We start from the raw sequence: 25263 nt of genomic DNA, 5'->3' as shown, positions 1-25263 counted from the left end.
CGCGGCGTGCCCGTTCCCTTTAGAGTGACCAGCATGACTTACGACGTCGCAAGGGTGCGGGGCCTCATACCGTCCCTGGGCGACGGCTGGATCCACCTCGACCCGCAAGCGGGCATGCTGGTTCCGGATTCGGTATCCCGCGCGGTATCAACGGGATTCCGGACCTCCGCCTTCTCGCATACCAATCGGACCGGCGCCGCCAGGCGCAGTGCGGCCATCCTGGACGCCGCCCGCGAAGCCGTCGCGGATCTGGTCGGCGGTGATCCGGCGGGCGTGGTGCTCGGCCCGGATCGCGCGGTCCTGCTGGCCTGGCTCGCCGAATCGCTGAGCTCCCGGCTGGGTCTGGGCACCGGAATCGTGCTGTCGCGTCTGGATGACGAGGCCAATGTCGCACCGTGGCTGCGCATCGCCAATCGCTATGGGGCCCATGTGCGCTGGGCCGAGGTCGAGATCGAGACCTGTGAAATGCCGGCCTGGCAGTTCGAGGAGCTCATCGGCCCCACCGCCCGCCTGGTCGCGCTGACCGCCGCCTCCCCGATCGTGGGCTCCGCGCCCTCGGTGCGGGTCGCGGCCGATCGCGTCCACGAGGTCGGCGGCCTGCTGGTGGCCGACTGCTTCGGCGCGGCCCCGTACGCGCTCATCGACATCGACGAACTCAACGCCGACGTGATCGCGCTCAGCGCACCCGCGTGGGGCGGCCCGCAGATCGGCGCGCTCGTCTTCCGCGACCCCGCGTTCCTGGACCGCATCCCGTCGATGTCGCTCAACCCCTACGCCAAGGGCGCCGAACGCCTCGAGGTCGGTGGTCACCAGTACGCGCTGCTGGCGGGCCTGACCACGTCCATCGACTACCTGGCCGGGCTCGACGAACGCGCCACCGGCACCCGGCGCGAACGCCTGGAGATGTCGATCACCTCGCTGCAGGACTATCACGACCAGCTCTTCGAACACCTGATGACAGTGCTCGACCAGGTCCCGAACCTGACCGTGATCGGCCGCGCCTCCACCCGCATCCCCACCGTCAGCTTCACCCTCGCCGGCATGCAGGCGGAGAAGGTCTCGGCCACCCTCGCCGACGCCCGCATCGGCACGCTGAGCGGCTCGCACGGTGGCAGCCGCCTGCTGGACGCGCTCGGGGTGAACGACGAGGGCGGCGCGGTCACGATCGGCCTCGCGCCGTACACGACCAAGTTCGAGATCGATCAGCTCGGCCGCGCGCTCACCGCGCTGGAGAAGTAGTCACCCGACCTCACCCGACGCGCAGCACCACCTTGCCGACGGTCTCGGGCGAGTCGAGCAGCCGATGCGCCTGTGCCGCTTCGGTGATGGGCAGCTCCGCGGAGATGATCGGCGCCACCGCGCCCGCGGCGACCAGCGGCCACAGGTGCTCGCGGACCTCGGCGATGATCTCGGCCTTGCTGCCGGGACCGGTCGCCGGGCGGCGGCGCAGATTGGTGGCGTGCACGGTGCCGCGCTTGCCCAGCAGGGTCGCCAGATCCAATTCCGCTTTCACACCGCCCTGCATGCCGATCACCACCAGCTGCCCGTTCTCGGCGAGCGCCCGCACATTCCGGTCCAGATAGGCCGCGCCCATATTGTCGAGAATGACGTCGGCGCCGGGACTTTCGGCCCGCAGCACGTCCACGAAATCCTGTTCGCGGTAATTGATGAGGATGTCCGCGCCCAATTCCGCGCAGCGCGCGAGCTTGCCGTCCGACCCGGCCGTCACCGCCACCCGCGCGCCCAGCGCCCGCGCCACCTGGATGGCATGGGTGCCGATCCCGCTACCGCCGCCGTGCACCAGCAGCAACTGCCCGGCGCGCAGGCCCGCGGTCATGACCAGATTGGACCAGACGGTGGCCGCCACCTCCGGAAGCGCTGCCGCCGCAACCACATCCAGATCGGCGGGCACCGGGAGCACCTGCGTCGCGGGCACCAGGACGCGTTCGGCGTACCCGCCGCCGGACAGCAGCGCGCACACGCGGTCGCCGACGCGCGGTGCGGTGACCCCGGGCCCGACCGCGGCCACCGTGCCCGCGCACTCCAGCCCGAGCGTCTCGCTCGCGCCCGGCGGCGGCGGATACAGCCCGCGCCGCTGCAGCAGGTCGGCCCGATTCACCCCCGCCGCCGCGACCTCGACAATCACCTCCCCGGGACCGGGCGCGGGCAGGTCCGCGACCTGCGTCCAGGTCATGACCTCGGGATCGCCGAAACCGTCGAGCGCTACCGCATACATGAAAACGAGCCTACGACGGCGTCCGGGCGATTACTGTCAGGCCGTCCTCGGCGAGCGCACAGCATCCTGTCAGCTTCGTGGTACACCGTGGAGTCGGACACGATGCCGGACGCGCTGGTGCGGCGCCGTGGAATCAATGCCCCTGAAAGGAGAATCCATGATCGGCTTTCTGACCGCTCTGGGTGCCATGACACTGCTGGCCGCCATGGCCATTTCCGGTTTCATCGCCGCGGACCAGCCGCGCGCGCTCGTTCGCGTGCGCGCCAACGACCGTGATCCGCGCCGCGGCCGATAACCGGAACCTTTCCGGAAGTTACGCTCCGGGAAAGTATTTCCGACCGTCCGCGCGCACGGGTGGCACGCGCTAGCGTTTGCGCAATGAGCAGTTTCGTCGACTTCCAGAACGAGATCTATCTCGCCGGGCTCGCGGGCACGCTGCCCGCCCTCCCGATGACCGCGGCGGGTCTGGAGCGACGGGCCCGCGAGGTGCTCGACCCGGCGGCCTTCGCCTACGTGGCGGGCAGCGCGTCGACCGAGCGCACGGCCGCGGCCAACATCGCCGCCTTCGAGAAATACCGGCTCATGCCCCGCGTACTGCGCGGCGCGAGCGCGCCCGGTGCGCGCGATCTCTCCCTCGAGGTGCTCGGGACCACGCTGGCCGCGCCCGTTCTCACCGCGCCCATCGGGGTGCTCGGACTGCTGCACGACCGCGGCGAGGCCGTGGTCGCCGAGGCGACCCGCGAACTCGGCATCGGCATGGTGCTCTCGACCGCCGCCTCCACGACCATCGAGGAAGCGGGCGCGGCCGCGGGGGAGTGGTGGTACCAGCTGTACTGGCCCGACGACACCGAGCTGGCGCGCTCGTTCGTCGAACGCGCCGAGAAGGCCGGGGCCAAGGCGATCGTCGTCACCGTCGACACCCCGGCGCTGGGGTGGCGGCCCCGCGACCTCGAACTCGGGCATCTGCCGTTCCTGCACGGGCAGGGCATCGCCAATTACCTGGCGGATCCGGTCTTTCGCGCGAAGCTGGCCGCGCCGCCGGAAGAGAGCGACGACGCCATGCGCGCGGCCATCCTGACCTGGATCGGCCTGTTCGGTAACCACGGCCTGCGGCCCGCCGACATCTCCCGCCTGCGCGACTGGACCGCGCTGCCCATCGCCGTCAAGGGCGTGGTGCACCCCGACGACGCCCGCCGGTGCGTGGACGCGGGCGCGGACGCGGTGATCGTGAGCAACCATGGCGGCCGGCAGGTGGACGGCGCCATCGCGGCCCTGGACGCCCTGCCGACCATCGTCGCCACCGTGGGCGATCGCGCCGAGGTGCTCTTCGATTCCGGGGTACGCGGCGGCTCGGATGTCATGATCGCGCTGTCGCTGGGCGCGAAGGCCGTGCTGTACGGCCGGCCCTGGGCGTACGGGCTCGGCATCGCGGGCCGGGACGGCGTCCGGCACGCGCTGCGCGCCCTGCTCGCGGACTTCGATTCGGCCATGGGGCTGTCGGGCTGCACCACCCTGTCCGACCTGAGCCGCACCATGATCAGCTCGAGTAGGGTGTGACACTCACGCGAGAAGGGTTCCGGGCGTGCTGTTTTCGCAGCTCGGGGCGGTCGGGCCGATTCGCTTGGCTACACTGAGCCGGTGGTTGTCGAACCCGGGGGCCGTGTCGCGGCCGAACCGAGGTGGCTCACCCCGGAACAGCAGCGCGCGTGGCGGGCGTACATGGACGGCAGTCAGCGTTTGATGGCCGACCTCAACCGGCAGCTCCAGCGCGACAGTGCGCTGTCCCTGGCCGACTACCGGATTCTGGTGAAACTGTCCGAGGCGCCCGGCCGGTCGCTGCGCATGAGCGATCTCGCCGACGGCGTGCTCTCCTCCCGCAGCCGTCTCACCCATCAGATCCGGCGGCTCGAGACCCAGCAGATGGTCCGGCGCACCGCCTGCACCGAGGACGGGCGCGGGGTGCTGGCCCAGCTCACCGACGAGGGCATGCGCCGCCTGCGCGCCGCCGCGCCCGGCCACGTCGCCGCGGTCCGGCGCTACTTCGTGGACATGCTCACCCCGCAGCAGCTCGCCGCCGTCGCGGGGGCGCTGGAGGTGGTCAACATCGCCTCCGACCGGCGCGCCGACTGAGCGGGCGCACCCGCGCGCCCGACCCCCGGCAAACACCGGCGCGACCCGTGGCGGTGAGCTTGTTAGGATCGAGCGCCTGGAAGCGTGGCAGAGCGGCCGAATGCACTCGCCTTGAAAGCGAGCGTTGTGAAAGCAACCGGGGGTTCAAATCCCTCCGCTTCCGCAGCCCGATCGGCGATTTCGAGTTTCGGATCGCGGATCGCTCGGCCCGGGCCGAGAATCGATACGGACGGCGGCACATCGCGTTTCGCGCGGGTGCCGCCGTCCGTTTCCGTTCGACGAGGTATCGAGGTTTCGCATGCGCGGCTGGGTAGGTATGGGGCTCGCCGTGGCGGCGCTGCACGTTCTGGGCTGGGGCACGCTGCTGCTGTTCGTGGTGCCCGGGCACTACCAGGTGCAGGGCGCGGTGTTCGGGGTCGGGCTCGGGGTCACCGCGTACACCCTCGGCATGCGGCACGCCTTCGACGCCGATCACATCGCGGCGATCGACAACACCACGCGCAAACTCGTCGCCGAACACGGCCGCGAGCGCACCCACACCGTCGGATTCTGGTTCGCCCTCGGGCATTCCACCATCGTCTTCGTCATGGTCGGCCTGCTCGCGCTCGGGGTGCGGGCGCTGATCGGCCCGCTCGAGGACGAGAACTCGGCGCTGCAGACCTGGACCGGTCTGTGGGGCACCAGCGTGTCCGGGCTGTTCCTGATCGCCATCGGCCTGCTGAACCTGCTCGCGCTCATCGGAATCTGGAAAGTGTTCCGGCGCATGCGCGGCGGTGAACTCGACGAGGCGCGCCTGGAGCGGGAACTCGACAATCGCGGCCTGCTCAATCGCGTGCTGGGCCCGGTGGTGCGCCTGGTCCGCAAGCCGTGGCAGATGTATCCGGTCGGCCTGCTGTTCGGCCTGGGCTTCGACACCGTCACCGAGGTGGGACTGCTGGTCATCGCGGGCGGCGCGGCCGCGACCGGACTGCCGTGGTACTCGATTCTCGTACTGCCCGTTCTGTTTTCGGCCGGTATGACGCTTTTCGACGCGCTGGACGGGTCGTTCATGAGCTACGCCTACGACTGGGCCTTCGCCCGCCCCGTGCGCAAGATCTACTACAACCTGGTGATCACCGGTCTGTCCGTGGCCGTCGCGCTGCTCATCGGCGTGCAGGAGATTCTCTCGATTTTCGTCGAACGACTCGACATCACTTCGGGTTTCATCGCCTGGATCGGAAATCTCGACCTCGGCGACCTCGGATTCGTGATCGTCGGCCTGTTCGTGGTCACCTGGGCGGTGGCAATCGCGGTGTGGCGCTTCACCGATGTGGAGACTCGCTGGGAGCGGGACCTCGCCGCCGATTGAGCTTTTCTGGCAGGATGGCCGGGTGGACAGCCGCCGTCATGTACGGCGTCGCCTCGTCGGCGCCTTTGCCAGCGCCGCACTTCTCGCCGGTGCGGCGGTACTCACCTCTCCGCTCTCGCTCGCCGAACCCCCGCCCGTCGGCGGTTCCGGATCCAACGACGAACCCCCACCCGGACTGGATCCCACCCACCCCACCCGCGCCGCCATCCGCCGCGTGGAGAACATCGGGGACCGCCTACTCCGGGTCTCGGTGTCGTCCCCGGCCATGGCCCGCACGGTCGACGTGCAGGTGCTGCTGCCCGCCGAACGCACCGGACCCCGCCCGACCGTCTACATGCTCGACGGCCGTGCCGCCGCCCCCGACGCCAACAACTGGGCCCAGCTCGGCGGCGCGGTGGACTTCTTCGCCGACAAGAACGTCAACGTGGTCTTCACCCTGGGCGGGCCCGCCAGCTACTACACCGACTGGCAGCAGCCCGACGAGAAGCTCGGCACCAACCGCTGGGAGACCTTTCTCACTCGGGAACTCCCGCCGCTGCTGGACGCCCGCTTCGCCGGCAACGGCGTGAACGCGCTCACCGGCGTCTCCATGGGCGCGGAGGCGGCCATGATGCTCGCCGTGCGCTTCCCGGACCTGTACCGCGCGGTGGCGGCGCACAGTGGCTGCTACGCAATGAGTTCGGACTTCGGCCAGGCGCAGGCCCGCGCGGTGATCGGCACCTTCGGCGGTAACCCGGACAACATGTTCGGCCCGGCGGAGGACCCGGCGTGGGCCGCCCACGACGTCCTGAGCCAGGCCGATCACCTGCGCGGCAAGGCCATCTACCTGTCCTCCGGCAGCGGGCTGCCCGGGCAGTACGACACACCGGCCAACCCGGAAATGCGCAGCGCCATCATGTTCGGCGGGCCGATCGAGGCGGGCTCCGACATGTGCACCCAGCAGCTCGCCGAACGCCTCGGGCAGCTCGGGATTCCGGCCACGGTCAACCGGCGGTTGACCGGCACGCATTCCTGGCCGTACTGGGCCGAGGAACTGCCGCGCTCGTGGCCGACGCTGGCGGCGGGGCTGGGGATCGGCTAACGCGCCGATCCCGTCCGCCGGCCGGTCCGCGCGACCCGGCGGGCCCGCTCAGCCCGCGAATCGCGCCGCGACGGCCGGATCGGTGGCGAAGGCCAGGAACTGGTCGTTCTCGTGCGGATCGCCCGCGGTGACTCGCACGCCGTCGGTGCCGTAGGGCCGCACCAGCACGCCCGCCTCCGCGCTCGCCTCGCCGAACGCCACGCTGTCCGCCCCGAGCGGCAGCCAGACGAAGTTCGCCTCGCTCGGGGGCACCCGGTACCCCGCCGCCAGCAGCGCCGCGCGCATCCGATCGCGCTCGGCCACAACGGCGTTCGTCCGCTCCAGCAGTTCGTGCTTGGCCTCGAGGGAGGCGATGGCCGCGGCCTGCGCCAGCCGGTTCACGCTGAAGGGGATATGCACCTTCATGAGCGCGGTGATGACCGCCGGATCGCCGACCGCGTACCCGACGCGCAGCCCGGCCAGGCCGTACGCCTTCGAGAACGTGCGCAGCACCAGCACATTCGGCCGGGTCCGGCCCAGTTCGACGCCGTTGGGCTGATCGGGCAGCCGCAGGTATTCGTAGTACGCCTCGTCCAGCACCACCAGCACGTTCGCCGGCACCAGATCCAGGAAGCGCGCCAGCTCGGCCTGGCCCAGCGCCGTCCCGGTGGGGTTGTTGGGGTTGCACACGAACACCACGCGGGTGTTCGGCGTCACCGCCGCCGCCAGGGCATCGAGATCGTGGGTGTGCTCGCTGTTCAGCGGAACCTGCACGGCCTTGGCCCCGGCCACCCGGGTCACGATCGGGTACGCCTCGAACGAGCGCCAGGCGAACAGCACCTCGTCCTCGGGAGACAGGCAGGTGATCTGCACCAGTTCCTGGCAGATGGCGACACTTCCGCAACCCGCCGCGACGTTCTCGACCCCGACGCCGTGGAATTCCGCGATGGCCGTGCGCAATTCGACGGCCTGATTATCGGGATACCGGTTCACGACTTCGGCGGCCTCGGCAATGGCCTTGGCCACCGACGGCAGCGGCGGGAAGGTGGTTTCGTTGCTGGCCAGCTTCACCGCCCCGGGGTTGCTGCGGCCAGCGACGTACGCCGGAATGGCTTCGAGGTCCGGACGGATGTGCGCGCTCACCCCTCCACCCTATGTCGCGGTGTCCGGCCGATATCCGGGTGGTGTTCGGACCGGGTGCGAACGGCGCCGCGCGGGTGGCGCCGGGGCGCTCCGGCATCCTCGCGGCAACGCCGCTGAAATGTTGCCGCGATATCGGCGGTAGCGGAATTCCGCCGGATCCCAGCACCTGTCGAAAGATTTATCGCGAATTTATCTGGCGCAACTACGCTGGCTCCATGGCGGGCATTTACCGAGATCTGGCGCCCGTGCACGACACGACCGGAGTGCCTCTCACCGTGATCGAACCGGATGGTTACGCGCGCGGTGGCATCGTGGTGTTGCACGAATCGCGCGAATTCACCGACCCATTGCTGGAACTCATGCGATCGCTGGCCGACGACGGCTGGACCGTCATCGCGCCGGACCTGTTCCATCGGGAGGAACCGCGAGCGGCAACGGATTCGGCGAACTCGGCCCCGATCAACGGCGCGTATCCCGACCAGGTTTTCGGCGCCGATCTCTTCGCCGATTTCGACGCCTGCTTCGAATGGCTCACCGGTCGCGGGGTCTTCCAGGACTGCGTCGGGGTCATCGGCTTCGACTCCGCCGGCACCGCCGCCGCCCTGGTCGCCACCAACCGCCGCCTGGGCGCGGCGGTCAGCATCGCCGCACCCGGGATCGACGTCCCCCTCACCCCGCAGGCCGTCGCCCTCGCGGCCGCCGCGCCCGGGCTCAAGGCCCCCTGGCTCGCGCTCTTCGGCGCCGACGATCCGCGCACCCCGCCCGAGGAGGTCGACCGCCTGCGCGACTCGGCTGCCCGCGCGGACGTGGCGACCCTGGTCGTCACCTACCCGGGTCTGGCGCACCGCCCCGACCATCCGGGTTTCGATCCGGCCGCGCGCGAGGACGACAGCGTGCTCGACGCGCAGGCCAGAATCTTCGATTGGTTCGACAGTCACCTGCGCTGACCAGCCGTTTTGCCTATTGGTCAACCCCTGTGTAATCTTTCGTCCCGGCGGTTCGAAAGGACCGGCGCCCTCGTAAGAGAAGGCTCCAGGAGGCGTGCCAGAGCGGCCGAATGGGACTCACTGCTAATGAGTTGTCCCTTCACGGGGACCGGAGGTTCAAATCCTCTCGCCTCCGCCAAGCCCGGTTCGCCGGGCTGCAAGACCAACTGAATAACCATGCGCCCGTAGCTCAACGGATAGAGCATCTGACTACGGATCAGAAGGTTAGGGGTTCGAATCCCTTCGGGCGCACAGCAAAAGGTCCCGCACCGGTAGGTGCGGGACCTTTGTCGTTGTGGGAATCTCGCGGACTCGCTTGCCGGGCAAGCGGTTCGGCGCGGGGGCCGGAATGTGTCGATACTCACGTTCCGGCCGGGCGCCGGGGCGGCGGGCTCATTTCCAGGCGGTCAGGTCCGGCAGCTCGCCGGTGAGGTCCGCGCCGGGCGGGCGGCCGATCAGCCAGGCGGCCAGGGCGGCGGCGGGGCCGGCGATCTCGGTCGCGGGCTCGCCCACCGTGGCGGTGTAGCCGGTGTCGGTGGCCCGCACCGTGAAGCCGGGGCCCGCGCCGGCCGCCCGGTCCGCCACCGCGACCGGCAAAAGGGTGTCCACGAAGGCCGAGGGCCAATCAGCCGGGGTGTAACCACTATTCAGGTCCACATGGTGAATCTCGACCTCCAGCAGGCGCATCCAGGGCACCCGGGTCGCGGGCATCTCACCGCCCGCGCGATTGCGGACCACGGTCGGCCAGCGATCGGCGGGCAGCACGCGCGCCAGGGACAGCCAGCGCTCGGAGGCGGCGGTCAGATCCTCCAACTGTTCGCGCAGCGGCCGGGGCGCGCCCGCCTCGATGTCGGCCTCGCGCAGGAACGCGCTTGCGTACTGCGGGGTTTCGATGCCGGTGCGCGCCCACAGCAGCAGGTTCACCAGGCTGTCGGCGTTGCGGGACAGGTGGGCCAGGACGTGGCCGCGGGTCCAGCCGGGCAGGAGCGAGGGGTCGACCAGATCCGCGTCGCGCAGCTGTTCGGCGGTGTGGAGCAGGCGGGCGGTCGCGGCCGCGACGGTGTCGAGCTGTTCGGCCATCTCGGTGAGTTCCGGTGCTTCGCTGGTCACCAGCCGACCCTAACGGGAGTCGGCGAATCTCGTTCGGCCACAGCGATTTGCACAGCCAGCGCGATCAACCACAGCGACATCGCGCCGACCTGGATGCGCTGGGCTATCCCGAGGCCGTAGTCGCCGGGCAGGTTGTCGGCGATCAGCATCCACGCCGTCACCGCCGAACCCACGATCAGGATCCAGAGCCCGGTGTGCCGCAGTACCGGCCACTTTCGGTACTTGAACGCGCCCACCGTGAACGCCACCATGGCGATGAAGATCGCGAACACCGACACGCTGCTGGTGAGCGCGTGCACCTGGTGCAACTGCGGGAACAGCCCGCCGTCCGGGCGCGGGGAGTTCGGGTCCGCGGGTTTCAGCGACCACTGCGCGTCCGCGATGGTGGCGAGGCCGAAGCAGGTCAGCGCCACCCAGCCGATGGTGAACCAGCGCCGGCGGGGGCGGAACAGGAACAGGCCGCCGATCCCGGCCAGGGCCAGCAGCGCGCCGGTGACGGTGTCGCCGGTGGTGAAGACCCAGTTGTAGGGCGCGCCCTCCTCGGCGAGCTGGCTGAGGAACGTGTCGGTGGGGTCGGCGTCGATCGGGAGCACGAATTCCAGCACCCAGGAGGAGTAGGTGACGCCCGCGAGGGCGATGAACGCGACCACGGCCCACTGCAGGGCGCGGCGCGTGCGCGAGGTGGCGGGAACCACCGCCGTGGAGTCTGTTTTCGCAGGTAGTCGCTCGGTGGGCTGCATAGCCGTCTCGCTTTCGCTGGCGTCACTCCCGTCCGGACTGGTCGGCCTGTCCGATAGTCACTCCATTGTTGCCCACGCCGCCGGCGGCGCCCCCGGCCGCGCCGGTCACGATCCGCATGACGAGATCGGCGGCCGCCGTCGCGGGCTCGTGCTCCCACACGCGCACCACCGTCCAGCCCGCCGCGGCCAGCCGGGCGTCGGTGTCGCGGTCGCGGGCCACGTTCCCGGCCAGCTTCTCGGCCCACCACTCGGCGTTGTTCTTGGGGAAGGTCGCGTGCTCGGGACAGCTGTGCCAGAAACAGCCGTCGACGTACACCGCGACCTTGCGGCGCGGGAACACCAGATCGGCCCGGCGGCGCAGCTTCGGCAGCGGCGCGCGATCCACGAAGTACCGGGCGCCCCGCCGATGCAGCTCCCGCCGCAGGGCCACCTCGGGTTTGGTTCCGGCCCGCTTCTGCTTGGCCATGCGCGCACTGGTCGCGGCGTCGGTACCGGGACGCGCGCTCACCGCGCCGGGCCGCTCGGGTCGTGGGTGTGGGTCATTGGGCTCCTGCGTGCACGGGCCCCGCGACGGCGGGGGCCACTCCTGGGTACACGCGCCGCGGGAGCCGGGCAAGTGCCGGCCGGTCGCGCGAGACGCGGGTCAGGCGGCCTCGCGCGGGAAGCCGCCCATGCGATCGAGGTGATTCTCCACATCGGCGATGAAACCCGGCGGAAAGCGCAGCGTCCCCATGGTGGTGCGGCGCAGGAAGCCTGCGGTCGCGCGCGCCGAGAGCAGTCGGACGTCGTCCAGGAACCAGCGCAGATCCTCGTACGGTGCGTGAACGGGCCAGGTGGACACCGGAACCCGGTACACCTGTCCGTCACGGCCCCACGCCGCGTCCGGCCAGGCCCGGCGGATGTGCGGCGCGCCCTCGGGGAAATCGTCGTCGGCGGGATCGGCCAGGCGGGCGCCGACCCACTCGGCCATGCGCACGCTCACCGCGTTGCCGACCAGCTTCCAGCGATGACCCGCCCGCACGCCCGGCACCTCCAGCGCGGGGGTCGTCCAATCCCGGTCGAAGCCCTGTAGTCGCTCGGCGTCGGTGATGCCGGGCGTGACCAGCTCACCGGAGGGCAGCCGCACCGCGGGCGGGCTCGCGATGCCCAGCGCCGAACCGCCCTTGAGGGTCGGCACCGCGTTGACGGCCCAGCCGAGCCCGCGGTTGCCCTCGGTCCAGTAGAAGCCGCACGGGTCGTTGTCCGGATCGCCCACCGTGCGCGGCCCGGCGTCCGCGCCGAACAGCACCGGGCGCGGATCCTCGGTGCGCGAGGCCAGCATGAGCACCCGCTGACGGCGCTGCGGCAGCCCGAACGCGCGGGCGTCGACCACCCGGTACGCCCAGGTGTAGCCGAGCTCCTCGAGCGCGGCGGTGATGTGCCGCATGGCCGCGCCGCCGCCGAGCTGCAGCATGAACGGCACGTTCTCCATCAGCAGCCAGCGCGGACCGCGTCTGCGCCGTACCAGGCGGAACACCTCGTCCACCAATCCCGAACGGGCGCCGGTGATTCCGGCGGTCCGCCCGGCCTGGGACAGGTCCTGGCACGGGAAGCCGGCGGCCACCAGCTCGGTGCCGGCGGGCAGCGCGCGCAGGCGCTTCACATCCGAGTGCAACTCGACCCCGGGAAAACGCGCGGCGAGCACCGCCTGCGCCCCGGCGTCGATCTCACAGAGCAGCTCGCTGTGCCAGCCGTGGGCGGCGAGTCCGAGCTCGAGTCCGCCGATCCCGGCGAACAGCCCGACCATCCGCGCGCCAGCCACAACATTCCCTTCCGACCCTGTGTCCCCGTATGCCCGCGAATACGTTACTCGAGTGTCCCCGTACCGCTCTCCCGCAACACCAGGCACAACGGACTACTCCGGCCCGCGCGTGGTCACCGGACCGAGTACACCTGCACGTACGGTGATAGGCGTGACGGAGAGCGGAAGCGAGGACTCGAAACCGGCGGCGGCCACCTGGCCGTCGATTCTGACCTGGCGGGCGCACAACGCGTCCCGGATGGAATCGGTACGGGTAGTGCTGAGCGGCAATCGAATTCGCGCCGCGGGCCGCATCATCGCCGGGGAATGCGCCGAGCACCCCGCCTTCAGCGCCTCCTACGACCTGGTCACCGACGAGAACGGGGTGACGCGGCGGCTCTCGCTGCGCAGCACCCTGGCCACCGGGGAGAGACACGCCTCGATCGCCCGCGACGAGGAGAACTACTGGCTCATCGACGCGGGAAACACCCACGTGCGCTCCACCTTCGGCGGCGCGCTCGACGTGGACGTCGTGCTGAGCCCCTTCTTCAACACCCTGCCGATCCGCCGGTACGGGCTGGCGCACGCCAGCGAGGACGTGCAGGTCCCCGTCGTCTACGTGCGCCTGCCGGACCTGCTGGTGCAGGAGGCCAGCGTCACCTACAGCAGCGGCGCGGACGGCATCCACGTGCTGTCGCCGGTGTCCAGCGCGACCGTCACGGTGGACACCGACGGTTTCGTGCTCGACTATCCCGGTCTCGCCGAACGGGTCTGACCCCCGCGCGAACCAGTCAGAGCGCTTCGATGACCCCGCCGCTGCGCCCGGCGTCGGCCAGGCGCTCACGCCAATCCGGGTCGCCGGGGCGAATATCGGTGATGGCGAAGCGCTCGTTGTCCTCGTAGTCCACCCGGGCGTCGTGCCCGGCCTCCGCGAGCTGGGTGATGGTTCCGGTGGCGCGCAGTGATTCGCGCGCGTCGGTCAGCACCCGCAGGGTGTCGTCCAGCACGTCGAGCAGGGCCGCCGCGTTCGGTTCGCAGATGGCTCGCACCAGGTCCGCCGCGGTCCCCGCGACGCGGGTGCCGTCCCGGAACGATCCGGCCGCCAGGCCCAGGGCCAGCGGACCGCCGTTCGCGCCCGCGATGGCGAGCGCCTCGGCCAGCACGTGCGGCAGATGCGAGATCCGGGCGACCGCGCGATCGTGTTCCTCCGACAGCACCGGCACGACGACCGACCCGCAGTCCAGGGCCAGCCGGGTGACCCGCTCCCAGGTGTCGCGCGGCACGTCCGGGTCCACGCTCACCGCCCACGCGGCGCGCTGGAACAGGTCCGGGGTGGTGGCGGCCCAGCCCGACTCGCTGGTCCCGGCCATGGGGTGCCCGCCGACGTAGCGGGCCCCGAGTTCGTGCGCGCGCACGGCCGCGGCGACCGGCGCCTTCACGCTGACCACGTCGGTGAGCGCGCACTCGGGCGCGAAGATCCGCACATCGGACAGGATCCGATCGACCGCGGGCATCGGCACGCCGACGACGATGAGGGCGTCCTGTTTCGCGGCCCGGCGCAGCACCGTCTCGATATCGCCGAGCACGTCGAAATCGTCGGCTCGCGCGGCGCGCACGCCCGCCTCGGACCGGTTGTATCCCCACGCCTCGTATCCGGCGGCGGTCGCGGCGCGCAGCACCGACCCGCCGATCAAACCGGCGCCCAGGACACACACCGCAGCTTTCGGATCGCCCGTCATGCGATCAGATTGGCATACGACTTCAACATTTCCCCCGAAGCGGACTACCGTTGCGCCCATGGCAGCACAGCGCTCGAGCACGAACAGGGCGACGTCGGACGACTACGACGACGTGGAAGGGTTCGCAGTAGCGGTGGTCCGCGAAGAAGCCAACTGGAAGGTGACGCCGCTCAGCGCGGCGGCGCTGCACAGTCTGTCCGCGGCCGAGGACGAGATCCGGGAGCTGCGGGCCTCCGGCGCGGTATTCGGCCTGCTCGATATCGACGACGAGTTCTTCGTCATCCTGCGACCGGGTCCCACCGGCAGCCGCATCCTGCTCTCGGACGCGACCGCGGCGATCGACTACGACATCGCCGCCGATGTCCTCGAGGAACTGAACATCGAGATCCCGGACATCGATCCGGACGAACTCGACGACATCGATCCGTGGGAGGAGGGCGATCTCGGCGTGCTGTCCGACCTCGGCCTGCCCGAACCGGTGCTGAGCGTCATCCTCGCCGAGACCGACCTCTACCCGGACGAACAGCTCGGCATGATCGCCCAGCGTCTCGGCTTCGCGAACGAGCTGTCGGCCGTGCTGGACAAACTCCCGCGCTGAGCACGCCCATGCGCTCCGACGAGGAGATGATCCGCGCCGCCATCGCCGCCGCGGCCGCCGCGGGTGATCGTGACGTGCCGGTCGGCGCGGTCGTGTTCGCCGCCGACGGCACCGAACTCGCGCGCGCGGCCAACGCCCGCGAGGCCCTGGGCGATCCCACCGCGCACGCCGAGGTGCTGGCCCTGCGCGCGGCCGCGCGGGTCGCCGGCGACGGCTGGCGGCTGGAAGGGGCGACCCTCGCGGTGACCCTCGAGCCCTGCACGATGTGCGCGGGCGCGCTGGTGCTGTCCCGCGTGGGCAAACTCGTCTTCGGCGCCTGGGAACCCAAGACCGGCGCCGTCGGTTCGCTCTGGGACGTGGTGCGTGACCGACGTCTCAACCATCGGCCTCAGGTGCGCGGCGGAATCCTGGAAGCCGAATGCGTCTCTCTCCTGGACGATTTCTTCCGATCGCAGCGTCTTTAGCCCTCTCTCCAGCCGATTTCGGTATTCGCGGCCCGGTCCGGTAAAGTCACCGGCGGTGGCGTGTCCGAGCGGCCTAAGGAGCACGCCTCGAAAGCGTGTGAGGGGTAACCCCCCTCCGAGGGTTCAAATCCCTCCGCCACCGCTGCGAAAGCCCCTCACCTGCTGGCCAGGTGGGGGGCTTTTCCTATGCTGGATGCCGGATGCCCGATTTCGGCGCGGAACCCGATCGCTCGGATCGGCGGAAACTCCGGTGTCGCCGGGCTGAGGGAGAATACGGACATGACGAAGACGATCAGCACACTCAGACAGCAGTCCGGGGTATCGGCGGCCGCGGTGCCGACCGATGCCACGGCCCCCGCGAGCGGCTAGTTCGATGTCGGAGTGGGAGATGCCGGGACGGGGTTCGGCACCGGACCCCGACGCGAACAGGTTCGACGCGGTGGAACGACTACGCCGCAAGCTCGAACGGCTCGAGGCCGCGAAAACCGGTCCGGCCGAGCCGGAACCGCCCGCCGCGGACGATGACGGCGCGGCGGCCAAGCTGACCCGCCTGCCCCGCCGGCCCCGGCGCATGACCGAGGAGCCCGCGCAGCCTCCCCGCCAGCCGTGGCGGCCCGACGGCGTACCGCTCTACGATCCCGCCCCGACCCGCCCCGTGACGCGCTCGGAACTGCAGCGCGAGACCGGCTGGTGGCCCGCGGCTTCCCCGCCGCCCGGCTTTCCCGCACCCGAGGCCCCCGGCGCGCCCGCCGGGTCCGCCGCCGACCAGGACGCGGGCGTCATCGATCTCACCGCCTTCCGCCGGAAGCGATCCGGTGAGGACGCCACGTCCTTCGGTGGCATCCGCCGCATGGCCAAACCCCGCCGCATCAGCCCCGCCACCGAGCCCGAGGCCGGTCGCGAACCCAAGCCCGGCGAGCAGGACTGACGCCGCGCGCGCGAATCGATCCGCGGGCGAGACCGAGTCAGCGCGTGGCCCCGGCCAGCGCCGCCCGCAGCCAGCCGTGCGCGGTCCCCACGGTGACCCGGTCGTCGAGCAGCCGGGCGGTCAGCGCCCAGAAGTCCCGCGCCCGCGGATCGCCGTCCGCGGCCCCGTCCGCCAGCCGCGCGCGAAAGGCGGGTGAGTCGCGTTCTCCGTGCGCGTGCGCGTGTGCCCGCACGAAGTCGTCCAGCTCGGCCCCCGCGCGCGGTTCGACCCCGTCGGCGATGCGGTGCACGACATCGCACATGACCGCGCCGACGGCGTCGTAGAGCCGGTGCGGATCGCGCACCGACGCCGGTTCGGCGCGCCAGAGTTGCTGCCGCACGGCGTCGTTCAGCTCCGGGTCGCAGGCGAGCGCGGTCAGTTCGGCGTAGTCCAGCAGCTGGGCGACCGACGGTTCTGCGGGCGGCTCCGGGACGTTCCAGCACACCCAGGCGTCGATCTCGTGCCGGGGAATCCGGGGCAGCGCGCGCTGCCAGAAGTGGACGATCCGTTCGTGTGCGGCCGCGCCGTCGCCCGCCAGTTCCAGGAGCGCGAGCCGCGCGTCCCGCTGTTCGGGCGCGGCCGCGTCCATCGCCCGCAGCGCGGCCCGGCGCCAGGCCAGGGCCCGGAATTCGCCGTCCACCCGCGCGGTTTCGGCGGCCACCGCCTCGGCGATCGACACCTCGCCGCCCAGTACGGCGGCGATGGCGGTCAGCCCGAGTCCGAGGGCGCGCAGGCGCCGCACCAGGCGCAGGCGTTCGATCGCGGTGTCCGCCTCGAAGACCCGATGCCCGCCGGAACTGCGTTCGGAGTCGAGAAGTCCTTCGTCGCAATAGAACCGGATGGTGCGCACCGCGAGTCCGGTGTCGCGCGCCAGTTCCCCGATGCTGATCCGCGGCGTTACCCGTGTGCCGTCCGTCACAAGCTGTTGCACCTCCACCCCGCTGGAGTTCCTAGCGTAGCGGCGGAAACCGGTACGGCCGAAAGGAAATCGTGAGCACAACCATCCGGGAAGAGATCATCGCCGGCATCGCCGAGATCGTGGAGGAGGTCACCGGCATCGAGGCCGCCGAGGTCACGATCGAGAAGTCCTTCGCCGACGATCTGGAGATCGATTCGCTGTCGCTGGTGGAAATCGCCGTGCAGCTGGAGGACAGGTACGGGGTGAGCATTCCCGACGAGGACATGGCGAGCCTGCGCGGCGTGGGCGACGCGGTCGCGTACGTCGAGCGCATGGCGGCGGCCGAACCCGAGCTGGCGGCGCGGATGGCGGCGAAACTCGATCGGGGACAGCTCGATCGATAGCGTGCGCGTCGGGGCCTATCCGAAACGGCACTCGGCCCCCGTCCGGAAAGGACGGGGGCCGAGTGGTTTTCGGTTGTCGCTATCAGCCGACCGGGGCCGGATCCTTCTCCAGCACGACGGCGTCGGGCTTGCGCTGGAGTTCGCGCAGCTTGGTGCCCTCGACGTCGATGTCCGGCAGGATGCGATCCAGCCACGCCGGAATCCACCACGCCCACTTGCCCATCAGGACCAGCAGCGACGGGATCAGGATCATGCGGACGATGAAGGCGTCCAGCAGCACGCCCGCGGCCAGGGCGAAGCCGAAGGTCTTGGCGGTGGGATCGGACTCCATCATGAAGGAGCCGAAGACCGAGATCATGATGATCGCCGCCGAGGCGACCACGCGGGCGCCGTGGTGGTAACCGCTGATCATGGCTTCCTTCGGCGACTTGCCGTGCACGAACTCCTCGCGCATGCGGGTCACCAGGAACACCTGGTAGTCCATGGCCAGGCCGAAGACCAAGCCGATCAACATGATCGGCAGGAACGACACCAGCGGGTGCGGATCGGAGATCAGGCCGAGCGCGCCCTCCTGGAAGATGAGCACCGTCGCGCCGAAGGTGGCCGCCATCGAGAGCAGGAAGCCGAGCGCGGCGGTGAGCGGTACCAGGATGGACCGGAACACCAGGATGAGCAGGATGAAGGCCGCGCCGGCGACGAGCGCCAGGTACGGAACGATCTTGCTCAGCAGCACGTGGTCGACGTCGGCGTAGATGGCGGTGGTGCCGGTGATGCCGTAGGCCATGCCCGGGAACTGTTCGGCGAGAGTGCTTTCCGCGTCGCGGGCCTCGGCCACCAGATCCTTGGTGTCCTGGTTGTTCGGGCCGCGCTCGGGCACCGCGTTGAGCATCGCGCCCGCGCCGTCCTTGCTGAGCTGCGGCTCGGTCACGTACGCCATGCCCGAGTAGCCCTCGAGCTTCTCGCGCAGCGCGTTCACCGCGGGCTCGCGCTGGTCCGGCGCGACGTCGGCGAGGTCGACCACGACCATGAGCACGCCGTTGCTGCCTTCGCCGAAGCCCTCGGTGCGCACGTCGTACGCCTTGCGGACGGTGCTCGTGGTGGGCAGGCTGTCATCGCCCGGCAGGCCGAGCTGCAGGCCGGCGGCCGGGGCGGCCAGCAGACCCAGCACGATCACGCTCAGACCCAGCGTCAGCGCGGGGGCCTTGGCGATCAGGCGGGCGAAGCGGGTGCCGTTGCTGACGTAGTTGTCGTCCTCGGTGTCGTGCTTGGCGACCAGCGGCAGCTTGGGCTTGAACAGCTTGTTGCCGATGGCGCCGATCAGCGCCGGCATCAGCGTGATGGCGGTCAGCACCGCGAACGCGGCCGCGATGGCGCCGCCCAGACCCATGAAGGTCATGAACTCGACGCCGACCATGCTCAAGCCGCCGAGGGCGATGATGACGGTCAGACCGGCGAACACTACCGCCGAACCCGCGGTGCCCAGGGCGACGCCCGCGGCTTCCTCGGGTGAATCCTGCACGGCCAGTTCGGATTTGTATCTGGAGACGATGAACAGCGCGTAGTCGATGGACAGCGCGATGCCGATCATCGAGGCGAGGAAGGTGGTGAAGCTCGGGACCTCGATGATCGAGGTGCCGACGAAGATCAGGGAGGTGGCCGCGCCGAGTCCGATGATGGCGGTGACGATCGGGACGAACGAGGCGACGATCGCGCCGAAGGCGATCATCATGACCACCAGCGCGACGGCCATGCCGATCAGCTCGGACTTACCGCTGGGCTGTTCCTGCGACATGGCGATGGAGCCGGACAGCTCCACGGTCAGGCCGTTGTCCCGCGCGACCTGGGCCACGTCGTAGGCCTGTTCGCGGTTCTCGTCGGTGATGTCGTTGAACTTGGCGATGGTGAACGGAACGTTCAGCGTCGCGACCGTGTTCGGCTGGTCGGCGTTGAGCACGTTCAGCGGCGCGGCGGTGCACTTGGACAGGTCGGGCTTGTCCACGAGGCAGCCCATCTCCCGCGCCTCGGTGACCGGGTTCGCGATCGGCTTGTCCTTGGCGACGATGCCGAGCTCGCTGATCCGGGTGATCAGGGCGTTGATCTCGTCGACGTTCTTCTTGTCGGTGAGCTTCTGCCCCTCGGGCGCCTGAATGACGTAGGTGCCGGTCACGGCCTCGAACTTGAACGCCTCCGAGGCGCCCGGGAAGTGCTTGTCGAGAATTTCGTTGGCACGAGCGGACGGCAGCTCCGGCATGCTGAAGTCATTGCTCATCGGTTCTTTCAGCTGCCCGCCGAGGCCGCCGAGCAGAACGAACAGTACGAGCCATACGGGCAGGACGATCCATTTGCGGCGGAAGGCGAATTTGCCCCACCGGTACAGGTATACGGACACGACGGGTTCTCCTGGGCGCTGGTGTTTGTGCTGATGTGCGGTAGACAGCACTGCCGCGGGAGCTTTGTCGGTACGCTCCCCGCCTCCACATGAAAATTTGCCTACCGTGCGGTAGGTAGACTACCGAGGAGTTAAGCGGAGGAACAACCTCGATTATGAGCGACGATGCTCGCTCCCCGGCATGTGGTGAGAGGATGATCGGATGGTGGTCCGAAGCGCGGCGAATACTGTCACCGCAGGTAGAAGCACGAAAATCGCTATTCGGGACGCTGCGATCGAGCTATTTGCCAGCAAAGGTTTCGAGCAGAGCAGCCTGCGCGAGGTCGCGGATGCGGTGGGAATCACAAAAGCCTCCCTCTACTATCACTACGCCTCCAAGGTCGATCTGCTCGAAGCGATCATCGAGCCCGTCGTCGACGACATGCGGACCCTGGTCGAAAGCCTGGACGCGCGTTCCTATTCCGTCGACAACGTGCGGGCCGTGCTCACCGAACATCTGCGGTCGAGCCTGAGTCACCGCACCGCGGGCACCCTCTGCATGCGCGACACCGTCGCCATCCTCAACGCGCTCGGGGACCGCTACCCGGATCTGATCGAGATGAGCCGCCGCCTGTGCACCTGGCTGGCCGGCCCCGCCGCCGGTGACGAGGCGGTGCTGCGCGCGCACGCCGCGGTTCAGGTGCTGGGTGCGGCCCTGGTCTCGGGCGACAGCGTGCCCGACGCCTCCTCCGATCTCATCGAACGTGTATTGCTCGACGCCGCACTCGGCGTGCTGCGCCCGGAGTGATAGAAAGTGACGACTCGTTTCGTGAGGGGGACCCGTGCACATCACCGCGAAGGTTGACTACGCGGTGCGCACCCTCGTGGAAATCGCGAAGGCGCAGTCGGATTCGGTGAAGGCCGACGCCATCTCGCACGCGCAGGACATCCCGCCCAAGGTGCTGGAATCGGTGGTGTCCGATCTGCGCAAGGGCGGTCTGGTCACCAGCCGCCGCGGTCCCGACGGCGGGTATCGCCTCGGCCGTCCGGCCGCCCAGATCAGCATCGCCGACGTCATCCGCGCGGTCGAGGGCCCGCTGGCCTCGGTGCGCGGGCAGCGGCCCGAGGACGTGGACTACGCGGGTGCGGCCGAACCCCTGCAGCGGGTGTGGATCGGCCTGCGGGTGAACATCCGTTCCGTACTGGAACGGGTGACCATCGCCGACATCGCGCACGATCTGCTTCCGTCCTTCCTGGACGAGCTGCTGCACGATCCGGACGCGTGGACGCGCCGCACGAGGGCGACCGGCGGGAACGCCGCGCAGAGTTGGCCCGATCTGGACCAATCGGACATATAGCCACGGGCGCGCGCGAAACCATCGTTCCGGGCCGCACCCCCTACCGGTAGCCTGCGAATATCATGTTGATCAGACTTCTCCGCACCTATCTGGCGCCCTACCGCCCCCAGCTGGCGGGGGTCGTAGTGCTTCAGCTGATCTCGGTCATCGCCATGCTCTACCTGCCGAGCCTCAACGCCGACATCATCGACGACGGCGTGACCAAGGGCGATATCGGCTACATCTGGAGCACCGGGCTGCTCATGCTCGGGGTCACCGGCGTGCAGATCATCGCCCAGGGCCTGTCGGTCTTCCTGGGCTCGCAGGCGGCGATGGGTGCGGGCCGCGATATGCGCGCGGCCCTGCTGCACCGGGTCGGCACCTTCTCCGCGCGCGAGGTCGGCGTCTTCGGCGCGCCCTCGCTCATCACCCGCAACACCAACGACGTCCAGCAGGTGCAGCTGCTCATCCTGATGAGCGCGACCATCCTGGTGATGGCGCCCATCATGTGCGTCGGCGGCATCGTCATGGCGCTGCGCGAGAGCATGGCGCTGTCGTGGCTGCTGCTCATCGCGGTGCCGGCGCTCGGGTTGTCGATGGCCTTCATCATCACCCGCATGGTGCCCGGTTTCCGGCGCATGCAGGAGCGCATCGACGTGGTCAATCGGGTGCTGCGCGAACAGATCACGGGTATCCGCGTGGTCCGGGCCTTCGTGCGCGAACGCCAGGAGGCGTGGCGGTTCGGCGTCGCGAACTCCGAGCTGACCGAGCAGTCGCTGTTCGTGGGCCGCTACATGGCGCTGATGTTCCCGCTGGTCATGCTGATCTCCAACGTCACCGCGGTCGGGGTCATCTGGTTCGGCGGCCACGCGGTCGACGACGGCACCATGCAGATCGGCTCGCTCACCGCGATGCTGTCCTACATCATGCAGATCCTGACGGCGGTCATGATGGCCTCGTTCCTGGCCATGATGGCCCCGCGCGCGACGGTCTCCGCCGAGCGCATCGCCGCGGTGCTCGAGACCGAGTCCTCGGTGGCCGAACCGCAAGAGCCGCAGCCGTTCCGGGACGATCCGGCCGCGGTGGAACTGGGTTTCGCGGAGTTCAAGTTCCCGGGTGCGGAGAAGCCGGTGCTGCGCGCGATCCGCTTCCGCGCCGAGCCGGGCACGACCACCGCCATCGTCGGCGCGACCGGATCGGGCAAGACCACGCTGGTCAATCTGATCCCGCGACTGATCGACGTCACCGACGGCGCGGTCTACGTCGGCGGCACCGACGTGCGCCATCTCGATCTGGAGCTGCTGCGCAATCAGATCGGCCTGGTCCCGCAGAAGGCGTATCTGTTCTCCGGCACGATCGGCTCGAACCTGCGCTACGGCAAGCCGGACGCGACCGACGCGGAACTGTGGCACGCGCTGGAGATAGCGCAGGCCGCGGACTTCGTGCGGGAGATGCCGCAGGGGCTGGAAACCCCTGTCGCGCAGGGTGGTACGACGGTATCGGGCGGACAGCGGCAGCGCCTGGCCATCGCCCGCGCGCTGGTGCGCAAACCGCGCGTCTACCTGTTCGACGACTGCTTCTCCGCGCTGGACGTCGCCACCGACGTACGGGTGCGGGACGCGCTGCGGCCCGAGACCGCGGACGCCGCGGTGATCATCGTGGCGCAGCGCATCTCGACCGTTCGGGACGCGGATCAGATCGTGGTGCTCGAGGACGGCGCGATGGCCGGCATCGGCACCCACGAGCAATTGCTCAGGGACTGTTCGGAGTACAGGGAAATCGTGGAGTCGCAGTTCAGCGCGGAGGAAGTGCGATGAGGCCCGGAGCCCCGAATCCCGGTGCGCCCGATGCCAAGGCGCGGTCGTTCGGTCCCTCGCTGAAGCGGCTGCTACGCCGGCTGGCGCCCGAACGCTTCTATCTGACAATCGTTTTCGTGCTCGCCGTGGCCTCGGTGGTGCTCAACACGCTGGGTCCGCAGATCCTGGGCCGGGCCACCAACCTCATCTTCGACGGCGTGGTCGGCAAACAGCTCGGCCAGGGCCTGCCGCCGGGCACCACCAAGGACCAGGCCGTCGAGTCGCTGCGCGCGAACGGCGACAACACCTTCGCCGACATGCTCGCCAGCATGAACGTGATTCCCGGTGTCGGCGTGGACTTCCACGCCGTCGGCAACGTCCTGGCCCTCGTGCTGGCGCTGTACATCGGCTCGTCGGTCTTCGGCTGGCTCGAGGCGTACCTGCTCAACGTCGTCATCAACCGGACGGTCAAGCGGCTGCGCAACGAGATCGAGGAGAAGATCCATCGCCTGCCGCTGAGCTACTTCGACGCCGCCCCGCGCGGCGACGTGCTCAGCCGCGTCACCAACGACGTCGACAATGTGGCGCAATCGCTGTCGCAGACCATGAGTCAGCTGCTCATCTCGGTGCTGTCGGTCATCGGCATTCTGGGCATGATGTTCTGGATCTCGTGGCTGCTGGCGCTGATCGCGCTGGCGACGGTGCCGCTGGCCGTCATCGCCACCGCCCTGATCGCCAAGCGTTCCAAGCCGCACTTCGTCGATCAGTGGAAGACCACCGGTGAGGTCAACGCGCAGGTCGAGGAGGCGTTCACCGGGCACGAGGTCGTGAGCGCGTTCGGCCGCGTGCGCGAGGTCGGGCAGCGTTTCGACGAGACCAACGACAAGCTGTATCAGGCTTCGTTCAAGTCCCAGTTCATCTCCGGCCTGATCATGCCGACCATCATGTTCCTGGGGAACCTGAACTACGTGCTGATCGCCGTGGTCGGCGGGCTGCGGGTGGCCTCGGGCCAGCTGTCCCTGGGCGAGGTGCAGGCGTTCATCCAGTACTCGCGCGGCTTCACCCAGCCGCTCACGCAGATCGGTTCCATGATCAATCTGCTGCAGTCGGGCGTGGCCTCGGCCGAGCGGATCTTCGAGATCCTGGACGCCGACGAGCAGATCCCCGATCCCGAGATCGAGGACCCGCGACCGCTGGATCGGGGCCGGGTGGCCTTCGAGAACGTGTCCTTCCGGTACGAGCCCGAGACGCCGATCATCGAGGGCCTGTCGCTGGTCGCCGAGCCCGGTCACGTGGTGGCCATCGTCGGTCCGACCGGTGCGGGCAAGACCACGCTGGTGAACCTGCTCATGCGGTTCTACGAGGTCGACTCCGGCGCCATCACCATCGACGGCGTCGACATCACGCGTATCAGCCGCGATCAACTGCGCTCGCGCATGGGCATGGTGCTGCAGGACACCTGGCTGTTCGGCGGCACGATCCGGGAGAACATCGCCTACGGCAATCCGAACGCCTCCGAGGCGGAGATCATCGAGGCCGCGCGGGCGGCGTATGTGGACCGCTTCGTGCACGCGCTGCCGCACGGCTACGAGACCATGATCGACGAGGAGGGCTCGGGCGTCAGCGCCGGCGAGAAGCAGCTCATCACCATCGCGCGCGCGTTCCTGGCCAAGCCGTCGATCCTCATCCTGGACGAGGCGACCAGCTCGGTCGACACCCGCACCGAGCTGCTGGTGCAGCACGCCATGGCGGCGCTGCGCCGCGATCGCACGAGCTTCGTGATCGCGCACCGGCTCTCGACCATCCGCGACGCCGACCTCATCGTCGTCATGGAGAAGGGGCACATCGTCGAGACGGGGACGCACGATCGGCTGCTGGCCAACCACGGCCCGTACTACCGCCTGTACCAGGCGCAGTTCGCCGCGGCGATCGAGGAGGACGACGAACCGGCCGAGTCGGTGGAGCTGACCAAGTCCTGAGGCTTCGGGCGGACGGCCCGCACACACAAGTGCGGGCGGGGGCCGTTCGCGCGGGGTGCCTCGAGAGCAACTCTGTTGCCCTGGGAACCCCAACCTCGCAGTTCGCGGCCCGCCCGGTTCTGGACTGAGTGGAGCGGGGGAGCGAAGCGGAGGAGCGGAGGGAGGGAAGAACCGGGCTGC

25 protein-coding genes and 4 tRNA genes are annotated in these 25263 nt (G+C 69.6%); 20 read left to right on the top strand and 9 right to left on the bottom strand.

Annotation, left to right across the window (positions count from 1 at the left end):
- Positions 1-33 precede the first annotated feature (33 nt).
- Positions 34-1239, top strand: coding sequence for a cysteine desulfurase-like protein (locus tag ACWIGI_RS02760; RefSeq protein ID WP_454200623.1), 1206 nt, complete (start codon positions 34-36; stop codon positions 1237-1239).
- A 10-nt stretch (positions 1240-1249) separates the two neighbouring features.
- Here the strand turns inward: ACWIGI_RS02760 and ACWIGI_RS02755 are convergent, their stop codons facing one another.
- Complete coding sequence (locus tag ACWIGI_RS02755) at positions 1250-2236, bottom strand: NAD(P)H-quinone oxidoreductase (RefSeq protein ID WP_454200622.1); 987 nt, start codon at positions 2234-2236, stop codon at positions 1250-1252.
- Between the two features lie 157 nt (positions 2237-2393).
- On the opposite strand from ACWIGI_RS02755, the gene ACWIGI_RS02750 reads away from it, so the two are divergent.
- From ACWIGI_RS02750 to ACWIGI_RS02725, 6 genes are all read left to right on the top strand, one after another.
- Entirely contained in the window at positions 2394-2531 is a 138-nt protein-coding gene (locus tag ACWIGI_RS02750) for a hypothetical protein (protein WP_379008043.1), read from the top strand.
- 83 nt (positions 2532-2614) lie between these two features.
- A complete protein-coding gene (locus tag ACWIGI_RS02745; protein ID WP_454200621.1) occupies positions 2615-3793 on the top strand; it encodes an alpha-hydroxy-acid oxidizing protein in 1179 nt (392 codons plus the stop codon).
- A gap of 162 nt (positions 3794-3955) precedes the next feature.
- Entirely contained in the window at positions 3956-4366 is a 411-nt protein-coding gene (locus ACWIGI_RS02740) for a MarR family winged helix-turn-helix transcriptional regulator (protein ID WP_454201010.1), read from the top strand.
- 78 nt (positions 4367-4444) lie between these two features.
- Positions 4445-4529, top strand: a tRNA-Ser gene (locus ACWIGI_RS02735).
- A gap of 135 nt (positions 4530-4664) precedes the next feature.
- Complete coding sequence (locus ACWIGI_RS02730) at positions 4665-5714, top strand: HoxN/HupN/NixA family nickel/cobalt transporter (protein ID WP_454200620.1); 1050 nt, start codon at positions 4665-4667, stop codon at positions 5712-5714.
- A gap of 22 nt (positions 5715-5736) precedes the next feature.
- Positions 5737-6795: an alpha/beta hydrolase gene (locus ACWIGI_RS02725; RefSeq protein ID WP_454200619.1), complete on the top strand. Its 1059-nt coding sequence runs from the start codon at positions 5737-5739 to the stop codon at positions 6793-6795.
- A 48-nt stretch (positions 6796-6843) separates the two neighbouring features.
- Here the strand turns inward: ACWIGI_RS02725 and hisC are convergent, their stop codons facing one another.
- Positions 6844-7917 (bottom strand): histidinol-phosphate transaminase, encoded by a 1074-nt coding sequence (gene hisC, locus ACWIGI_RS02720; RefSeq protein ID WP_454200618.1) that lies wholly within the window; start codon positions 7915-7917, stop codon positions 6844-6846.
- A 215-nt stretch (positions 7918-8132) separates the two neighbouring features.
- On the opposite strand from hisC, the gene ACWIGI_RS02715 reads away from it, so the two are divergent.
- From ACWIGI_RS02715 to ACWIGI_RS02705, 3 genes are all read left to right on the top strand, one after another.
- Positions 8133-8864, top strand: a complete 732-nt coding sequence (locus ACWIGI_RS02715) for a dienelactone hydrolase family protein (protein ID WP_454200617.1) — start codon at positions 8133-8135, stop codon at positions 8862-8864.
- An 88-nt stretch (positions 8865-8952) separates the two neighbouring features.
- Positions 8953-9042 (top strand) — tRNA-Ser (locus ACWIGI_RS02710).
- A 40-nt stretch (positions 9043-9082) separates the two neighbouring features.
- Positions 9083-9155: transfer RNA gene (locus tag ACWIGI_RS02705), tRNA-Arg, on the top strand.
- A gap of 141 nt (positions 9156-9296) precedes the next feature.
- Here ACWIGI_RS02705 and ACWIGI_RS02700 read toward each other — a convergent pair.
- The 4 genes from ACWIGI_RS02700 to ACWIGI_RS02685 all read right to left on the bottom strand — a co-directional run bounded on the left by ACWIGI_RS02700 (position 9297) and on the right by ACWIGI_RS02685 (position 12539).
- Positions 9297-10013, bottom strand: a complete 717-nt coding sequence (locus tag ACWIGI_RS02700) for a maleylpyruvate isomerase family mycothiol-dependent enzyme (protein ID WP_454200616.1) — start codon at positions 10011-10013, stop codon at positions 9297-9299.
- Complete coding sequence (locus tag ACWIGI_RS02695) at positions 10010-10753, bottom strand: DUF998 domain-containing protein (protein ID WP_454200615.1); 744 nt, start codon at positions 10751-10753, stop codon at positions 10010-10012. The genes ACWIGI_RS02700 and ACWIGI_RS02695 overlap by 4 nt, the downstream gene beginning before the upstream one ends.
- A gap of 22 nt (positions 10754-10775) precedes the next feature.
- Positions 10776-11261 (bottom strand): very short patch repair endonuclease, encoded by a 486-nt coding sequence (locus tag ACWIGI_RS02690; RefSeq protein WP_454200614.1) that lies wholly within the window; start codon positions 11259-11261, stop codon positions 10776-10778.
- 135 nt (positions 11262-11396) lie between these two features.
- On the bottom strand, positions 11397-12539 hold the full coding sequence (locus ACWIGI_RS02685; protein ID WP_454201009.1) for a DNA cytosine methyltransferase: 1143 nt from the start codon (positions 12537-12539) through the stop codon (positions 11397-11399).
- A 166-nt stretch (positions 12540-12705) separates the two neighbouring features.
- On the opposite strand from ACWIGI_RS02685, the gene ACWIGI_RS02680 reads away from it, so the two are divergent.
- Positions 12706-13308, top strand: a complete 603-nt coding sequence (locus tag ACWIGI_RS02680; protein WP_454200613.1) for a putative glycolipid-binding domain-containing protein — start codon at positions 12706-12708, stop codon at positions 13306-13308.
- Between the two features lie 16 nt (positions 13309-13324).
- Here ACWIGI_RS02680 and ACWIGI_RS02675 read toward each other — a convergent pair whose 3' ends face one another.
- Positions 13325-14272, bottom strand: a complete 948-nt coding sequence (locus ACWIGI_RS02675; protein WP_454200612.1) for a prephenate dehydrogenase — start codon at positions 14270-14272, stop codon at positions 13325-13327.
- 58 nt (positions 14273-14330) lie between these two features.
- On the opposite strand from ACWIGI_RS02675, the gene ACWIGI_RS02670 reads away from it, so the two are divergent.
- The 4 genes from ACWIGI_RS02670 (at position 14331) to ACWIGI_RS02655 (ending at position 16262) form a co-directional block, all read left to right on the top strand.
- Positions 14331-14870, top strand: coding sequence for a tRNA adenosine deaminase-associated protein (locus tag ACWIGI_RS02670; protein ID WP_454200611.1), 540 nt, complete (start codon positions 14331-14333; stop codon positions 14868-14870).
- 8 nt (positions 14871-14878) lie between these two features.
- Positions 14879-15334, top strand: coding sequence for a nucleoside deaminase (locus tag ACWIGI_RS02665; protein WP_454200610.1), 456 nt, complete (start codon positions 14879-14881; stop codon positions 15332-15334).
- A gap of 54 nt (positions 15335-15388) precedes the next feature.
- Positions 15389-15476 (top strand) — tRNA-Ser (locus ACWIGI_RS02660).
- A 246-nt stretch (positions 15477-15722) separates the two neighbouring features.
- Positions 15723-16262 carry a hypothetical protein gene (locus tag ACWIGI_RS02655; RefSeq protein WP_454200609.1) on the top strand — a complete coding sequence of 180 codons (540 nt, stop codon included), beginning with the start codon at positions 15723-15725 and terminating at the stop codon, positions 16260-16262.
- Positions 16263-16299: 37 nt separating this feature from the next.
- Here the strand turns inward: ACWIGI_RS02655 and ACWIGI_RS02650 are convergent, their stop codons facing one another.
- Complete coding sequence (locus ACWIGI_RS02650; protein WP_454200608.1) at positions 16300-17220, bottom strand: MerR family transcriptional regulator; 921 nt, start codon at positions 17218-17220, stop codon at positions 16300-16302.
- A gap of 71 nt (positions 17221-17291) precedes the next feature.
- Between ACWIGI_RS02650 and acpM the strand changes: the two genes are divergently transcribed.
- A complete protein-coding gene (gene acpM / locus ACWIGI_RS02645) occupies positions 17292-17603 on the top strand; it encodes a meromycolate extension acyl carrier protein AcpM (RefSeq protein ID WP_454200607.1) in 312 nt (103 codons plus the stop codon).
- An 82-nt stretch (positions 17604-17685) separates the two neighbouring features.
- Here acpM and ACWIGI_RS02640 read toward each other — a convergent pair whose 3' ends face one another.
- Positions 17686-19992: an MMPL family transporter gene (locus tag ACWIGI_RS02640; protein WP_454200606.1), complete on the bottom strand. Its 2307-nt coding sequence runs from the start codon at positions 19990-19992 to the stop codon at positions 17686-17688.
- A 202-nt stretch (positions 19993-20194) separates the two neighbouring features.
- On the opposite strand from ACWIGI_RS02640, the gene ACWIGI_RS02635 reads away from it, so the two are divergent.
- The 4 genes from ACWIGI_RS02635 (at position 20195) to ACWIGI_RS02620 (ending at position 25083) form a co-directional block, all read left to right on the top strand.
- Positions 20195-20779 carry a TetR/AcrR family transcriptional regulator gene (locus ACWIGI_RS02635; protein WP_454200605.1) on the top strand — a complete coding sequence of 195 codons (585 nt, stop codon included), beginning with the start codon at positions 20195-20197 and terminating at the stop codon, positions 20777-20779.
- Positions 20780-20813: 34 nt separating this feature from the next.
- Complete coding sequence (locus ACWIGI_RS02630) at positions 20814-21329, top strand: RrF2 family transcriptional regulator (RefSeq protein ID WP_454200604.1); 516 nt, start codon at positions 20814-20816, stop codon at positions 21327-21329.
- A 62-nt stretch (positions 21330-21391) separates the two neighbouring features.
- Positions 21392-23125, top strand: a complete 1734-nt coding sequence (locus ACWIGI_RS02625) for an ABC transporter ATP-binding protein (RefSeq protein WP_454200603.1) — start codon at positions 21392-21394, stop codon at positions 23123-23125.
- Positions 23122-25083: an ABC transporter ATP-binding protein gene (locus ACWIGI_RS02620; RefSeq protein ID WP_454200602.1), complete on the top strand. Its 1962-nt coding sequence runs from the start codon at positions 23122-23124 to the stop codon at positions 25081-25083. The genes ACWIGI_RS02625 and ACWIGI_RS02620 overlap by 4 nt, the downstream gene beginning before the upstream one ends.
- Positions 25084-25263 lie beyond the last annotated feature (180 nt).

It is taken from the genome of Nocardia sp. NPDC055321 (assembly GCF_053645575.1).
Note: the sequence above shows the minus strand (reverse complement) of the source record. Positions and strands in the feature narration are given on the sequence as shown.